The sequence below is a fragment of the Candidatus Binataceae bacterium genome (assembly GCA_035308025.1).
GTDB lineage: Bacteria > Desulfobacterota > Binatia > Binatales > Binataceae > JAJPHI01.
On sequence record DATGHL010000023.1, the window covers coordinates 71,173 to 84,759 of the forward strand.

17 protein-coding genes are annotated in these 13,587 nt (G+C 62.1%); 7 read left to right on the forward strand and 10 right to left on the reverse strand.

Annotation, left to right across the window (positions count from 1 at the left end; all coding sequences use genetic code 11):
- Window positions 1-132: 132 nt before the first annotated feature.
- The 5 genes from VKS22_06830 to VKS22_06850 form a co-directional block, all read right to left on the reverse strand.
- The gene (locus VKS22_06830; protein ID HLW70319.1) at window positions 133-618 is read right to left on the reverse strand and encodes a cytochrome c maturation protein CcmE; all 486 of its coding nucleotides are present in this window, start codon (window positions 616-618) and stop codon (window positions 133-135) included.
- A gap of 127 nt (window positions 619-745) precedes the next feature.
- Complete coding sequence (locus VKS22_06835; GenBank protein HLW70320.1) at window positions 746-1,654, reverse strand: DUF2334 domain-containing protein; 909 nt, start codon at window positions 1,652-1,654, stop codon at window positions 746-748.
- Window positions 1,655-1,699: 45 nt separating this feature from the next.
- A complete protein-coding gene (locus tag VKS22_06840) occupies window positions 1,700-2,665 on the reverse strand; it encodes an NAD-dependent epimerase/dehydratase family protein (protein ID HLW70321.1) in 966 nt (321 codons plus the stop codon).
- Window positions 2,666-2,873: 208 nt separating this feature from the next.
- Window positions 2,874-3,848, reverse strand: coding sequence for a formyltransferase (locus tag VKS22_06845; GenBank protein ID HLW70322.1), 975 nt, complete (start codon window positions 3,846-3,848; stop codon window positions 2,874-2,876).
- A 164-nt stretch (window positions 3,849-4,012) separates the two neighbouring features.
- A complete protein-coding gene (locus VKS22_06850) occupies window positions 4,013-4,507 on the reverse strand; it encodes a GNAT family N-acetyltransferase (protein ID HLW70323.1) in 495 nt (164 codons plus the stop codon).
- Window positions 4,508-4,600: 93 nt separating this feature from the next.
- On the opposite strand from VKS22_06850, the gene VKS22_06855 reads away from it, so the two are divergent.
- Window positions 4,601-4,924, forward strand: a complete 324-nt coding sequence (locus tag VKS22_06855; GenBank protein HLW70324.1) for a hypothetical protein — start codon at window positions 4,601-4,603, stop codon at window positions 4,922-4,924.
- A 61-nt stretch (window positions 4,925-4,985) separates the two neighbouring features.
- Here the strand turns inward: VKS22_06855 and VKS22_06860 are convergent, their stop codons facing one another.
- Window positions 4,986-6,002: a G1 family glutamic endopeptidase gene (locus tag VKS22_06860; GenBank protein HLW70325.1), complete on the reverse strand. Its 1,017-nt coding sequence runs from the start codon at window positions 6,000-6,002 to the stop codon at window positions 4,986-4,988.
- Window positions 6,003-6,220: 218 nt separating this feature from the next.
- Here VKS22_06860 and VKS22_06865 point away from each other — a divergent pair, with 218 nt between their 5' ends.
- Entirely contained in the window at window positions 6,221-6,583 is a 363-nt protein-coding gene (locus tag VKS22_06865) for a DOPA 4,5-dioxygenase family protein (protein ID HLW70326.1), read from the forward strand.
- Window positions 6,584-6,769: 186 nt separating this feature from the next.
- Window positions 6,770-7,657 carry an alpha/beta hydrolase gene (locus VKS22_06870; protein HLW70327.1) on the forward strand — a complete coding sequence of 296 codons (888 nt, stop codon included), beginning with the start codon at window positions 6,770-6,772 and terminating at the stop codon, window positions 7,655-7,657.
- A gap of 96 nt (window positions 7,658-7,753) precedes the next feature.
- Here the strand turns inward: VKS22_06870 and VKS22_06875 are convergent, their stop codons facing one another.
- From VKS22_06875 to VKS22_06885, 3 genes are read right to left on the reverse strand one after another with little or no spacing between them, the layout of a single operon-like run.
- Window positions 7,754-8,152, reverse strand: a complete 399-nt coding sequence (locus VKS22_06875) for a type II toxin-antitoxin system VapC family toxin (protein ID HLW70328.1) — start codon at window positions 8,150-8,152, stop codon at window positions 7,754-7,756.
- Window positions 8,149-8,388, reverse strand: a complete 240-nt coding sequence (locus VKS22_06880) for a type II toxin-antitoxin system Phd/YefM family antitoxin (protein HLW70329.1) — start codon at window positions 8,386-8,388, stop codon at window positions 8,149-8,151. Before VKS22_06880 ends, VKS22_06875 begins: the two co-directional genes overlap by 4 nt.
- Before the next feature lie 58 nt (window positions 8,389-8,446).
- Window positions 8,447-9,640 carry an acyl-CoA dehydrogenase family protein gene (locus tag VKS22_06885; protein HLW70330.1) on the reverse strand — a complete coding sequence of 398 codons (1,194 nt, stop codon included), beginning with the start codon at window positions 9,638-9,640 and terminating at the stop codon, window positions 8,447-8,449.
- 145 nt (window positions 9,641-9,785) lie between these two features.
- On the opposite strand from VKS22_06885, the gene VKS22_06890 reads away from it, so the two are divergent.
- From VKS22_06890 to VKS22_06905, 4 genes are all read left to right on the forward strand, one after another.
- Window positions 9,786-10,406, forward strand: coding sequence for a DUF1054 family protein (locus VKS22_06890; protein HLW70331.1), 621 nt, complete (start codon window positions 9,786-9,788; stop codon window positions 10,404-10,406).
- Window positions 10,407-10,560: 154 nt separating this feature from the next.
- Window positions 10,561-10,824, forward strand: coding sequence for a hypothetical protein (locus tag VKS22_06895; GenBank protein ID HLW70332.1), 264 nt, complete (start codon window positions 10,561-10,563; stop codon window positions 10,822-10,824).
- Between the two features lie 167 nt (window positions 10,825-10,991).
- Window positions 10,992-11,789 (forward strand): 4-hydroxy-tetrahydrodipicolinate reductase, encoded by a 798-nt coding sequence (gene dapB / locus VKS22_06900; GenBank protein HLW70333.1) that lies wholly within the window; start codon window positions 10,992-10,994, stop codon window positions 11,787-11,789.
- 29 nt (window positions 11,790-11,818) lie between these two features.
- Entirely contained in the window at window positions 11,819-12,304 is a 486-nt protein-coding gene (locus tag VKS22_06905; protein HLW70334.1) for a DUF2127 domain-containing protein, read from the forward strand.
- Between the two features lie 801 nt (window positions 12,305-13,105).
- On the opposite strand, the gene VKS22_06910 is transcribed toward VKS22_06905, so the two are convergent.
- Window positions 13,106-13,587 (reverse strand): hypothetical protein (locus VKS22_06910; GenBank protein ID HLW70335.1); only part of this gene is annotated, 482 nt, incomplete at its 5' end.

Sequence of the window (13,587 nt, forward strand, 5' to 3'; positions counted from 1 at the left end):
GATTAGTTTGGCGCCGCTGTCGTCAGGTCTCGCGAGCGTCAGTCCCACAACTGAGAAGTCCCTTTTGTCATTCTGAGCCGAGTCTGCGCGGCGAAGAATCCCGGATCTTTTTCTTGCATCTTTGCTGTAACACTAGCTCGCCTTGCCGGAGTTTTTGGCCGGATCTTTAGGCACGTACTTCGACGGACAACTCGTTAGCACCTGCCGCGCCTCGATCGTGTTGCCGGGGCCGAGACGCCCCTCGACGATAACGTCGCGGCCCGCGCCAAACATATCGGGCTTGGGCTCGCCGCGGGAGATCACCCGGAAAATGACCGGCGCGCTCGCCACGATCGGGGTTAGCTGCGGCTGACTCGGCGCGCCCGGATCGATCGGTGGCTGCGCGATCGCAAAGCTGAGAGTGAGGGAATTGGCGTCCCAGCCGATAGCTTCGCGTTGCACGCGCCCAGCCACACGAATCATCTGGCCGGTCAGCTCGCCCTGGCGCTGATGCAGCTCGTTGACCGTGACGTAGTACTCGGCAGTTTGGCGGACCGCGAAGAAAATCAGGTAGGCGATCGCGGCGGCCATCAGGCCGGCGCCAATCACAAATCTCGATCTTTTCGCCCTACTGCTCACGAATTCGCCGCCCCTTTAATCCCTGAACGCACTCCTCTGTTCGCTTTGACTGCCGGCTCCGCTCGCGACGCAAAACCATTGTTCCCTGCTCGACCAAGATCATCAAGCGGCCCAGCAAGCGGCTCGTTCATATTACGGGTTGTGGAGCCTGGGCGGAGATCCATCCGGCGCGGCCCGGAAGCGTCACGCGGATGACTTCGTGAATTGGTAATTGGCCAACGTTGAGTCGGGCGGCCACGTCGCCGAGCCTGACGAAGCTGGCGCTGCGCGCCTTGAGCGCATCGATCAATGCGCTGAACTCGTCGAGCTGCGCCATGCCTTCAGTCTCGGCGTGAATCGTATGGACGTTGAGCGCATCTTCGCGTAACTGCGCGAGGTAGAAGCGCGGAACCGAACCGGCCGCGTTCAGTGCCGAAGTGCCGAGAATTTCGTCGAGGGTCGGCCAAGTAGTCGGAATTTCAGGGGTCGCGAGGAGCCGGCCACCGAGCGCGCATCGATACGGGAAGCGGCCGCGCGTATCGCTGCGATAGCGTAGTTGCCGAGTGTCGAGCGCAGCGAGCGCGGCGCCGTTAGTGCGCCATCCGGGCGCGGCGAAGCATGAGGCCCGCGCATCAGCGATCGCGGCGAAGAGATCGAAGGCGTGGGCGATTTCAGCGCTGACTCCAGCCGCACCAATCGCATCGAGTCGATCCTGCCAGCGCACGTGATCGTAGCCGTGGACCCCAACTTCGAAGCCCGCGCCAATAAGGCCGCGGATGACCTCGGGAAAGGCGCGCGCGATTTGCCGCGCGGGCAAAAGGGTTCCTGACAGGATCGTGCGCAGGCCGTACATCGAAACCGCGCGCGTGCGGCGCATCTTGGCGAGAAAACCCGGATTGCGAAACATCCGCATCACAGCGCGGCCGGAATTGTCCGGGCCCATCGCGATAAAGAACGACCCGACGACGCCGCGCCGTTCAAGCAGCGCTTGTAGTCGCGGCACGCCCTCGCCCAGCCCCTGATGGGTATCGACGTCGATCTTTAATGCAACTTCCATCCTTGAACGACCTGCGTGGAGCCACAGGCCTCAAGAGGCAGCGAATCAGCTATTGGCCTCTTTGCGGAACCAGTCCATCGCCAGGCGCGTCCCTTCGCGCAACGAGATTTTCGGCTCGACGCCGAGCAGCGTGCGCATCTTGGTGTTGTCCGGCACGCGACGCGGGATGTCCTCGTAGCTGTTGCCGTAAACCTCGGCCTGGCTGACGAATTTTATCTGCGACTTGCATGGGCCGTAGAGCTCGATCATCAGCTTGGCGAACTCCAGCACCGAGGTTTCGTGATCCACCCCGATATTGATGGCCTGGCCGTCGGCGTCGCGATTGAGACCGGCCGCGACGGTCGCGGCAACCGCGTCGGTGACGTAGGTGAAGCAGCGCGTCTGCGCGCCATCGCCGATCACCGTGAGGTCGGCGCCACGCAGCAACTGCCCCATGAAGATCGTGAAGAGGCGGCCGACGTCGACCTTGTCCAGGCGCGGCCCATAGATATTGAAGTAACGCACGACCGTAACCGGCAGGCCGAGCCGATAGTAGGCGAAGCAGAAATGCTCGCCGACCGCCTTCGAGGTCGAGTAGCACCAGCGATCGATCGTGGTCGCCCCCAGCACGCGGTCGTCATCTTCCTTCCACGGCACCTTTGGATTGCGGCCATAAACCTCGGAGGTCGAGCTGAAGACCACCTTCTTGGTGTGTTTGTAGGCGGCGCGCAGCAGATTCTGCGTGCCGTTGACGTTCACATTGAGGGTGGCGTACGGGTCGCCAACGTAATGCTCGACGCCGACCACGGCGGCGAGATGGTAGATCAGATCGACGCGCGCAGTCAGGCTGTCGATCAACTCGAGATTGAAAATCGAGTCCTGGATGTAATGGAAGCGCGGTTCCGTCAGCAGATGGCGAACCTTGGCGATCGCCCCGGTATCGAGGACGAAGACCTCGTCGCCACGCGCGATGAAGGCGTCGGCGAGATGCGAACCTAAAAAGCCGGCGCCGCCCGTGATCAAAATCCGCATCTAACCACCTCCAGCGTGGCATATAACATCATAACGTCAGGGAACATTTTTCGCTGGGCAGTCAGAGGCCGCGAGGACTGCTAACCGATCATGCAAAAGCCGCGACCGCGGAGCGGCGCGTTGTCCGGACGGTGAAACAAATGTTTCACGCGAAACTGTGCTTTTCAATCCGGTAGGACAGCAATTGGCCGAGCCACCGCGGCCTGGCCTATTCCAGGCGGACGGTCGGATAGTTCGGCAGCGCGCTCAGCAGATCACGGCCGCTCGCTTCAGACTCGCCCTCGAATTGAACTCGTCGTATGAGCAGGCTGCCGGCGCCGGCGGCGACCTCGACGGCGCCGTCCGCGTGGAAACTCACGACTGCGCCGGGTTCGCCAAAACTGCCGGACTCGGCCGCAATCCGCGCTTCCCAGATGAAAAGCTTGCGCCCCCCGGCGTCGCAAAAGGCGCCCGGGTAGGGGCGGGTCACCGCGCGAACCAGGTTATGGATACGGCGGGCGGGCCAGCGCCAATCGATACGGCCGTCCTCGGGCCGGCGGCGGCCATAGTAACTGCCGGCGCGCAAATCCTGAGCGCGGCGCGGGGCACTGCCGGCAACGATCAGCGGATGGCATTCGCGGAGGATCGCCATGGCCGCCGGAATCAATTTGCGATAGAGCGTCAACGCCGTATCCGCATCATCGATCGCGATCGCCCGCTGCGCGACGATATCGCCGGCGTCGGCGCGCGCGACCATATGATGGAGCGTGACGCCGCCCTCGGTCTCACCGTTGACGATCATCCAGTTGACCGGGACGCGGCCGCGATATTTGGGCAGCATCGAGCCGTGCAGATTATAAGCTCCCTTTGGGGCCGTCTGCAGAACCGCGTCGGACAGCAGATTGCGGTAGTAGAAGGAGTAGATGATCGCCGGCTCGAGGCGTCGCAGCGTCGCGATTTCGGCTGCGCCAATTGTTGCAGGCGTATAGACCGGGATGCCGTTCGCCGCAGCCAGTTCGGCGCAGGAGCGCCACCAGATCTCCTCGCCGGCGGCGTCGGCATGGGTGAATAACGCGGCGATCGGCGCCCCCATCGCAATCAATTCAGCCATGCAGGCGTATCCGATTTCGTGGTAGGCGAAGAGCACGCAGCGCGCGGCGCGAACTCCGCCGGCGGTCATGGAAGCAGGAAACTTGTCAGACATGTTTCACGCGAAACGTTTTTTGGCACCGTGCGGACGGTCCGCGCTCCGCTGTCGCGCTTTTGCAGGATCGATCAGCCGGATGATTCACGTGAAACGTTCTAACAGGTTTTTAGTCGTGAAATACATAAAGTGAAAGCCTGCCCCTTGACGCAAAAGCTGATCGGTTAGGTCAAATCGAGTTTCATCACATCGGAGACCGTGCCGACTCGATTGACGATCGAGCCGACGGTGGCAAAGCCGACGCGCTCATAGAGTCGTGCGGCCGGATTGCCGGCGCGGACGCTCAGCGCGATCGCGTGATGAGTTCCACGCGCAGCCTCGATTAACCGCCGCAGCATCATCGTGCCGACACCTGCGCCGATCGCCTCGGGGGCGACCGCGATCGCGAGCTCGGGCGTTTCGCGCGCGCCCATGCGGTGAAGCGGACTGCCCGCAGGCATCACGCGAAGCCACGCCGCGCCGAGATTGCGGCCATCTGCGCCAACCGCGATGAAACCGAGGTCGCCATCCCGCTCGCCCCAATTCTCGACGTAGCCGGCGAGATCAGGATTGGTCCGCGCAGACGCGGCTGGAGCGCCCTCTTCGTCCATATGCGACGCGTAATAGAGCATCTCCCAGAGAAACTCCTCGTCGCTTTTAGCCGCCGGGCGTAGTGTCACAGATCATCCTTATGTCGTCACCTTTCTTTGAGGCTGCTGTGCGACGCGCGAGTGCTTGACGGTCGCCCGCTGTTTACGCGAAGTTCAATCGATATGAAAACCAGAATCGCGATTGTAGCCGCGTTTGCGCTGATGAGCACCCCGGCATACCTGCTTGCGCAGAGTGCGCCCCCGGCGTCATCGATGCCTGAAGCTGGGTCGATGCCCGGCGCCGCGTCAATGCCCGGCGCTTCAATGCCTGGCGCGTCGTCCTTACCGGGGACCGGGATGACGTCGATGCCCGGCGCGTCGTCGGCGTTGCCGGGAACCTCGCCGATGTCGGGGATGCCGGGTGGCCCGGCGATGCCGAATATGCCGTCGATGCCCTCGATGCCTGGCGCGGTGCCTCCGGCAGCCCCTGGGGCCTCAGCCTCTTAGTATTCGCGGACGACGGGGACGGGCGATCGCGCCCGTCCCCACGCTGTCAGCCGACGATTCGTCAGCCGATAAAATCGATCGTCACGGCGTAGCTGCCGAGTGTGACCGAGGTGATCACCTGACCGTTGACGGTCTCGACATTGCAGGTGTCGCCGTTAAGCGGATTGCCGAATCCGTTGGGTCCGCAGGCGATCGCAGAAGTGAAATTGACCGGCGTGAAGGCCGGCAGCGCGGACTCCGGCTCGCCGCCGTCCGGCGCCTCCATAATCCACTCGACCGTATTGCCGGCGAAGGTCGCCCCCGGTGGCGGCGCCAGCGTGAGCGAGCAGTACTGCCCGGTGGATTCGTTGGCAATATAGATGTAACCGGCAGTGTTGTTGTTGATGTACTGAATCGAGCAGTACATCTGCTCGCCGGGCGCCACCTGCAGGGAAATGTTCGTCTGATAGATGTAGGGCGGCGAATTCGGCTGCGCCGGCGCATACCATTCGTACCAGGCGACGTAGGATGGGTTTCCGAAACCGTCGACCTTTTGCTCCACCCCGGCCTGTAGCACGTCATTCGAGGTGAGATTTACGTCGAACCCGTCAATGCCGACCCAGGAAGAGGAATTCCAGCCGCCTTCGTAGCCTTGGGGCTCGGAAGGCTGACTGACCGTCGGGATGTCCCAGAAGCCGATGTTGCCGGTCCACGAGCCGCCGCGGATGCCGCCGCCGGACCAGGCGCCATTCACGAAGTTCTGATCTGTGACCCGTCCCAAGGGCCGTCGCAAGAGGTGGGTCTTGCCGATCTGCGGTTCGAGCTTCGGCACGATCCGATCTTTGGCCAGCCACTTGCGCGAAAAAACCTTGTCCCACGCCTTCACGATCGCAGGATCGTCGGTCGGCTTGGGGCGTCGCCAAAACAAGCCCTGCTTGATGAGCTCGGTGGCGTTCGCTTTGTTCGGATCGAAATTGTCGGGCGGCGGCGGACTTGCGTAGACGCCCTTCAGGTTGGTCTTGACCAATTGATGGGGCATCGATTTGAGGAATGCCTCTTCATCGAAGAAGTCGCCGACTCTTTTGATTGCTGCTGCCATTTGCTGAAACCTCCGTTCGCTAATCGAACAGGAGTGATGGAGCAGACGACATGCCAAACAAAACGTTCCGATAAGTTCAATGTGCGAACTGCAAACTGATAATTTTGGTTAGCGCTGATGCCAAGGCCGCAGCGCCAAGGGGCCTTGGCGGTCCATCGGCCCATGCGCTTGCGGTGCTCGCGATCGCTGACGCAGACTGATTCGCGAGGCCGCCTACGATGGAATACCCCTTCGATTCGTCGATCATCCGTTTCTACCACGCGCACATCTATTACGACGCGGCTTCGCGGCCCGCAGCGGAGCGGCTGCGCGGGGAGATCGAAAAACGCTTCGAGGTCGTAATGGGGCGCTGGCGCGAAGAGCCGGTCGGACCGCATCCGCAGCCGATGTACCAGGTGAAGTTCGAGCCGCCGGAGTTCGCGCGGATTGTGCCGTGGCTGATGATCAATCGCGCCGGCCTCAACATCCTGGTTCATCCCGATACCGGCGACGCCTATCCCGATCACGTCGTGAATCCGCTCTGGCTGGGCGAGAAGCTCAAGCTGAACGCCGAGGTTCTGCGCCACATCACGAGCGCTTAAGCGGAATTGCCGAGGTTGACTTTGCGGCGGGCACGCCTGATTCTTGACGCAGCCCGGTGGGCGGCCAAGGTTCAGCCGCGCTCTACTTTATCGGGACGCAGCTCGCAGACTCGCCTGCTCGCTGCGCGCGGCAGTCGCGCCCGCTAGTACAATGCTCAAACCCTAACGAGGGAGGAGACAACTCTGATGGCTAGTGAACAACTCAACAAGGTGCTCGAGATCATCCGCGCGGTGCCGGCGGCGAAGCCGGAGACCACGATCGAGCAAATGCGCGGCGCAATGGAGAAGGTCGCCGAGCGCGTCGCCAAGGACGTGACCGTCACACCTGTGATCGCAGGCGGCGTGCCGGCGGAGTGGATCGTTGCGCCGGGGGCCGCAGACGATCGGGTGATTCTCTATCTGCATGGCGGCGGTTACGTGATGGGCTCGATTAACACCCATCGCGCGATGATCGCGCGGATCAGCCGCGCCGCGCAGGCCAAGGCCCTCGCACTCGATTATCGGCTCGCCCCCGAGCATCCATTTCCAGCCGCGGTCGAAGACGCGATGGCGGCCTATCGGTGGCTGCTCGAGCAGGGCTACAAGCCCGGCAAGATTGTCATCGCGGGCGACTCCGCGGGCGGCGGCCTGACGCTCGCAGCGGTGCTTGCTTTGCGCGACGCAAAGACGCCGCTGCCGGCCGCCGCAATTCCGATCTCGGCGTGGACGGACATGGAAGGGACGGGCGCGTCGGTGCAGACGCGGGCATCACGCGACCCGATGGTCGGCGGCGGCGGTCTCGGCGGCATGGCCCAGAAATATCTCGGCAATGCCGATCCCAAAAACCCGCTCGCCTCGCCGCTGCATGGCGATTATCGCGGGCTGCCGCCCATGCTGCTTCAGGTCGGCGACGCCGAAATCCTGCTCGACGATTCGACGCGGGTCGCAGAGAAGGCCAAAGCGGCTGGGGTTAAAGTTGATCTTGAAGTTTGGGACGACATGGTCCACGTCTGGCACGTCTACGCGAAGCTGCTGCCCGAGGGTCAGCAGGCGATCGATCGCATCGGCCAGTATGTGCGCGAGCACACCCGTTAGGCGGAGCTAGCAGACAGGTTGCCGGGGCGTGAGCCGTCAGGCTCGCGCCCTCGCGCTTCTCTATGGCCTCAGACGGTGGGCCTCAGACGGTGGGCCTCAGACGGTGGCGTCGATCAGGCGGACGTCGTAGCGCTCGAACTGCGCGTCAGCAGTAACAATTCGGAGGTCCTCGATTTGCGCCTGACCGATCAGCATGCGGTCGAATGGATCCTCGTGATAGCACGGCAAGTCTGCGGCCGTGAGGGCGTGCTCCTGCGTTAGCGGCAGTGGGCGCAGATCATTTTCGCGCATTTTCTCAGGCAACCACTGCGCTGCCGGCTTCGCCAGTCGCAAGCGGCCGAGAGCGGCCTTGCTCGCAATCTCCCAGACACTCGCTGCGCTGAACCAGATCTGAGCATCCGGGTTAGCAATCAACGCCCGCGCTTTTTTTCCAAGCTTCCGGCTGCCCTCTTCCACCCACAGCAACACATGAGTGTCCAACAGCAGCCTCGTCACTTCAGGCCCCAGAGACGCAATTCCTCGTCCGGGAGCGGCGCGTCAAAGTCGTCACTGATCCAAATCTGGCCTTTCATGCTCCCGAACTTGCGCGGTTTTTTGCGTGCGGGCGCGCACGGGACCAGCCGGGCTCGCGGCTTGCCTGCTTTTGCGATCACAATTTCGTTGCCTTCGGCGGCTTCTTCGACGAGGCGCGAGAGATGGGTCTTGGCTTCGTGAATATTGACCGTTTTCATAGATGAACTAAGTCTAGTCCAGTCCATCCTGGTCCACAAGAAATGAAGACCGGCGCGCTTAATAACCCTTCGGGAGGCCGAGCAGCCGTTCTGCGATAATCCCGCGCTGCACTTCCGAGGTCCCCTCTTCGATGGTGTTGCCGCGCGAACGCATCAGACCGTATTGCCAGCGTCCCTTATCGACGATGTGGGGCGAGTCTTCGGTGAGGGCCGCGCGCGGCCCTTGCAGGACGAGCGCGAACTCCTGCATCCGCTGATTGAGCTCGCTCCAGAGCAGTTTCGAAAGCGAGCCTTCGGGCCCAGGCGTCCCGCCGCGCTGCAGCCGCGAGAAGTTGCGGTAGGCGAGATATTTCATCGATTCGACGTCGATGTAGAACTGTGCGAGCGTGTCGCGAATCACCTGCGGAGCGAGCTTCGAGTTGCCCTCGCGGATGACGCGGCGGCCCAGTTCCGCCAGATCCTTGAAGACATTCTGGAAACGCATAACGATCGCGAGCGAGAGCGTCGCCCGTTCATTCATCAGCGTGGTGAGCGCGACACCCCATCCGCCGTTGAGCGGTCCGAGCAGATTCTCGCGCGGCACCCGCACGTCCTCGAAAAACATCTGATTGAACTCGGCCTCGCCAGTCATCTGGCGGAGCGGCTGCACGGTGATGCCCGCGCTGTGCATATCGACGAGCAGATAGGAGATGCCCTTATGCTTGGGGGCGGCCGAGTCGGTGCGGACCAGCAGCATGCACCAGTCGGAGAGATGGCCGATCGAGGTCCAGACCTTCTGCCCGTTGACAACGAAGTGGTCGCCGTCGAGAATCGCCTTGGTTTGCAGCGCCGCGAGATCGGAGCCCGAGGACGGCTCGGAAAAACCCTGGCACCAAATCTCCTCGCAGGTCAGGATTTTTTTGATATAGCGCCGTTTCTGCTCCTCCGTGCCGTGTTCGAGGATCGTCGGACCACCCATCGCGAGGCCCAATTCATTGAGCGGCGCCGGGGCGCGAGCGCGCGCGACTTCCTCGTTGAATATGGCGCCCTCGATGATGGTAAGGCCCTGACCGCCATATTCGACCGGCCACGAGATGCCGAGATAGCCCGCGTCGTAGAGCCGCCGCTGCCAGTCCTTGAGCGCCCTGACACTCTCGTCGTCGATTGCAAGCGCGAAGCCACGATCCATAATGTTGCTGGGCTTGTTGCGCGCGAGCCAGTCGCGCGCCCGCGCGCGAAATTCCGCTTGCTCCGGGCTGTCGCTCATCTCCATCGTGATCCACCTGCGGCGATCTAAGTTTCCTCCTTGTAGCGCAAATAGGCCGCGCTTTGTAGGCGGAATCGTTTGACAGGGCGGCCGCCATAAGCGATCGATAGCGCTGGCGATCGATTTAATTCGCAATCAGGGTGACAGGCGCGTGGCGACGTTAGGCTTCACAGCGGGCGATTTCGCGGTCTTCAAGGTTGAGGGCTTCAATCAGCGGATGCAGCAAATCTATGCGCACGTGCGGCCGAAGTTGATCAAGCTCGGCGACGAGCTGGCCCCTGAGCTCGCGCGCAAAACTCACATGGAGTTTTTTCCGCATGTCGCCAAACATGCGCGGCGCACGGTAAATCCGCCGCCCGAGACGTGGGCGGCTTTCGGACCCTCGCCGCGCGGCTACAAACGCTACGGCTACCTGGCGTTGTGCATCTCCGGCGCGGGACTCCACGCTCGTGCGGTCGTTAAGTCGGAGGCGGACAATCGATCCGCGATGGCGTCGAATCTCAAAGCGCGAGCGGCGCAGCTCGTCAAGGAATTTAAGGGCACAAAGATTTCGCGCTACGACAAGTGGGATTTCACGCAGTTGCCCGAAGGTGAGGCGGCCACGCCGGAATTCTTCACGACGCTGGCCGAGGGACTCGCGAAGAAGACCGGCGGCCTCGACCTCGGTTTCGGCTGGAACGTCCGCGAATCGATTCGGCTCGATCGCGCTGAGCTGCTCGAGGCCTTTCGCGAGCTCGAACCGCTCTATCGCCTGCTGCGATCGGCTGCCTGACCAATTCGCAGCTCGCAGCATCGTAGTGGCGGGCGCGGACGAATTTCGCTTCGCCCCAGCGGGTAGGCTGCTCTATGAAGTTCGGCTGCGGGGCGGTATTCTGTGGCACTACGCGGCCGGAAGGCTGAATCGAACGAGCAGCATCAGGGATTTAATGGCGAACGAGCAAACTTGCAAAGCGAACGAGTGTACGCGCGAGATTATCGCGAAGGGCTACTGCCGCAAGCACTATCGGCTGTGGAAGGCCGGCGAGATGCCAAAGGCGCGCTATAAGACCTGCACTTTCGAGAAATGTCGCAAACATCGGTTTCGCGGCAGCTTGTGCGAGGAGCATTTTGCGGCCAAGCGCGGCCCAAAGACCGATGCGGCCGCGGCTCCTGCTGCCGCGGCGCCGGCGGCGCCCGCCGCGAGCGCCTAGGGAGCGCCGAGCAAGTCGCGGTGATAGAAGCGCTTCGCGTAGGTCCTTCGACACGGTTCGCGCTGCTCACCGGCTCAGGACGACAAATCAGGCCGGCGCAGAACTTCCCCAGAGACTTCGGGCTACCTGACGGCGCAACCTGTCGCAACGCGGGAGGTTAACCTCACATGGCAAAGTTGATCATCTCAGGCGCGGGCGGCCGGATGGGCCGTCTGCTAGTCTCGTTGATCTTGCGCGAAAAGCAACATCAGCTCGCAGGCGCCCTCGAAGCGGCGGCGGCTGGGTTCAACGGCCAGGATGCGGGTGAGCTGGCGGGCGTCGGCCGCAGCGGCGTTCCAGTCGTCGCGGATTACGCGACGATCGCGCGGCCCGATACCGTCACGCTCGATTTCACCACCGCGGCGGCCTCGCTCGAGCACCTCGAAATCGCGGCGGCGTCGGGCGCGGCGATCGTGATCGGCTCGACCGGATTCACCCCGGCCATGGAAGCGCGGGCGGGCGAACTGGCGCGGCGCACCCGCACGGTGATCGCGCCCAATATGAGCATCGGGATCAACGTCCTGATGAAGATCACGGCTGAGGTCGCGAAGATTCTCGGCAACTTCGACGCGGAAGTGCTCGAAATCCATCATGGCACGAAGATCGACGCGCCGAGCGGCACGGCATTGGCGCTGGGCCGGACGATCGCGGAGGCGCGTGGCCTGGAGTTTCAATCGAGCGCGGTCTTCGGACGCGAGGGGATTACTGGAGTGCGATCGCCCGAAAAAATCGGCGTGTTTGGGCTGCGCGCTGGCGACGCCGTGGGCGATCATACGGTCTATTTCGGCGGGCAGGCGGAGCGCCTCGAACTCACGCATCGCGCTCAGAGCCGCGAGGCGCTCGCACGTGGCGCGCTGCGCGCCGCGGCGTGGCTCGAAGCGCAGCCGCCGGGCCTCTACTCGATGCGCGACGTGCTCGGACTGTAAGAAAATACACGCCCGCTGCTCACCCCCCGATGAGAATCAGGTCGCTAGCCAGCGAACGCCGGCTCCGTCTGCTTTTCGTCTGGAGCATTCTCGGCAAGGCGCTCGATGGCGTCGTCGAAATCATCGTGGGTATGGCACTCGTCTTCCGGGTCGCGACGATCCACGTGATCGGCTTTATGATTCAGGATGAACTGATCGAAGATCCGACCGATTTTATCGCGGGCGCGATTCAGCATCATTTGTTTCCATTTCTGGCGCACAGACGAAACTTCGCGGCGGCATATCTCCTGAGCCACGGCCTGGTGAAATTATTTTTGGTCGTGAATCTGATCCGAAACCGACTCTGGGCTTATCCTGCCGCAATCATCGCCTTCGTTCTGTTTATCGCCTACCAAGTGTACCAGCTTCGCATCGCGCCCTCGCCGATGCTTGTGCTCCTCACTGCACTCGACCTTATCGTGATTGGCCTGACCTGGCACGAATACCAAATCGTACGCGGGGCTAGGGCATCGTGACGTGCTCAATGCGCGAGGAAAAGGGCGGCCTCGGTTATCCGTGTAACCGAGGCCGTGGAATGATCGGCGGAAAGGTTAGTTGGCGCTACTTAGTTAACGAGCCACTGAAGGTAAATTGACCCGCACCGAAAATCCCGTTGCTTCCGGCGGGGCTGCCCGGTGCCGCAAGTGTCTGACCGACAAACTTGAGGAGGGTCGTGCCCGAGGCTCCAGTAAACGGCCCGGTCCCACCGGTTATGGTGTACGTAATGCTCCCGCCGTTTGATCCGGTTGTGTTGCTGACGCATTGACTGCCAACCGCGGCGCCGACCGCGGTGAAATATAACTGGCCCTGAGGCCAAGCGCCGGCCGCGTCTGTTTGCACGAGGTTAAAGGTTGTGCCCGCGGTGCCATCGGGCGCCGTGCAGACAACCGTACTTGGCGATACTTCAGAGACGACCTGAAAGGTTGACGGACCGATGTTGGTCTTTTCAGAACCAGTCAGCAAAGCCGCCGAGGCGGCGCCGTCATACGTAAAACTCGAATTTACGTTCGTATACGTCCCGGATCCGAAGAAGGGTTGTGTTCCCGCGAATCCATCGGAAGAGACAATAAAGGAGACTGACAAGACTAATACAAATATTAGTTGACGAGTTCCAGTAGGCATACCCCTCTCCCTATAGTCCTGGTTTCCTCCCCTTTCTAGGCAATACCGTTACCTCAAACTACTTATTCTGGATTGTTGACTAGTCGATAGGCGCAACCTCCTCCTCTTGAATTATCGCCCGGGCACAGGGCAGAACGCGTTCAGCGGCCCGTTTTCTATCTTCCGGTCCCAATCTCCGGGTGAGCTTCGCGATGATCGGCGCGGGGTTCGTCGCGCATGCGATCCCAGCGCTCGAACAGGCGCGGCACCACGCGCGGGTGGCCCAGTTCGTAATAGGTGATAATCGCGGCGAGCGCGAGCACGTTGGCGCCGATAATGTTCCACCAGCCGATTTCCCCAATCGCCTGCTGATCGAGAAACGTCACGAAGCCCGCGAAGCAGAGCTCGAACCAGGCGAACAGCACGAGCACGCCGAGCGCCGCCAGCGGCTCATACTCGGACGCCACCATCGTGATCGAGGCCGCGATTCCGAACATGATGAAACCGAAAAAGTGCAGCGCAGTGTAACCGAGCACGAGGGCAGCAGTCGGCGTCACAACACCGGTCGGATGGAGTCCGCCAAAGATCGCCGCACCGAGCAGCGCGGGCGTGTAAAACGGTCGTCCCGCCACGACGTCCGCGATCAGGAACCATCCTA

Excerpts from the sequence above, each read along its gene's own strand:
- VKS22_06835 (HLW70320.1), bottom strand. The coding sequence starts at position 1,654 with ATGGAAGTTGCATTAAAGATCGACGTCGATACCCATCAGGGGCTGGGC.
- VKS22_06840 (HLW70321.1), bottom strand. The coding sequence starts at position 2,665 with ATGCGGATTTTGATCACGGGCGGCGCCGGCTTTTTAGGTTCGCATCTC.
- VKS22_06845 (HLW70322.1), bottom strand. The coding sequence starts at position 3,848 with ATGTCTGACAAGTTTCCTGCTTCCATGACCGCCGGCGGAGTTCGCGCC.
- VKS22_06855 (HLW70324.1), top strand. The coding sequence starts at position 4,601 with ATGAAAACCAGAATCGCGATTGTAGCCGCGTTTGCGCTGATGAGCACC.
- VKS22_06860 (HLW70325.1), bottom strand. The coding sequence starts at position 6,002 with ATGGCAGCAGCAATCAAAAGAGTCGGCGACTTCTTCGATGAAGAGGCA.
- VKS22_06865 (HLW70326.1), top strand. The coding sequence starts at position 6,221 with ATGGAATACCCCTTCGATTCGTCGATCATCCGTTTCTACCACGCGCAC.
- VKS22_06870 (HLW70327.1), top strand. The coding sequence starts at position 6,770 with ATGGCTAGTGAACAACTCAACAAGGTGCTCGAGATCATCCGCGCGGTG.
- VKS22_06880 (HLW70329.1), bottom strand. The coding sequence starts at position 8,388 with ATGAAAACGGTCAATATTCACGAAGCCAAGACCCATCTCTCGCGCCTC.
- VKS22_06885 (HLW70330.1), bottom strand. The coding sequence starts at position 9,640 with ATGGAGATGAGCGACAGCCCGGAGCAAGCGGAATTTCGCGCGCGGGCG.
- VKS22_06895 (HLW70332.1), top strand. The coding sequence starts at position 10,561 with ATGGCGAACGAGCAAACTTGCAAAGCGAACGAGTGTACGCGCGAGATT.
- dapB (HLW70333.1), top strand. The coding sequence starts at position 10,992 with ATGGCAAAGTTGATCATCTCAGGCGCGGGCGGCCGGATGGGCCGTCTG.
- VKS22_06905 (HLW70334.1), top strand. The coding sequence starts at position 11,819 with ATGAGAATCAGGTCGCTAGCCAGCGAACGCCGGCTCCGTCTGCTTTTC.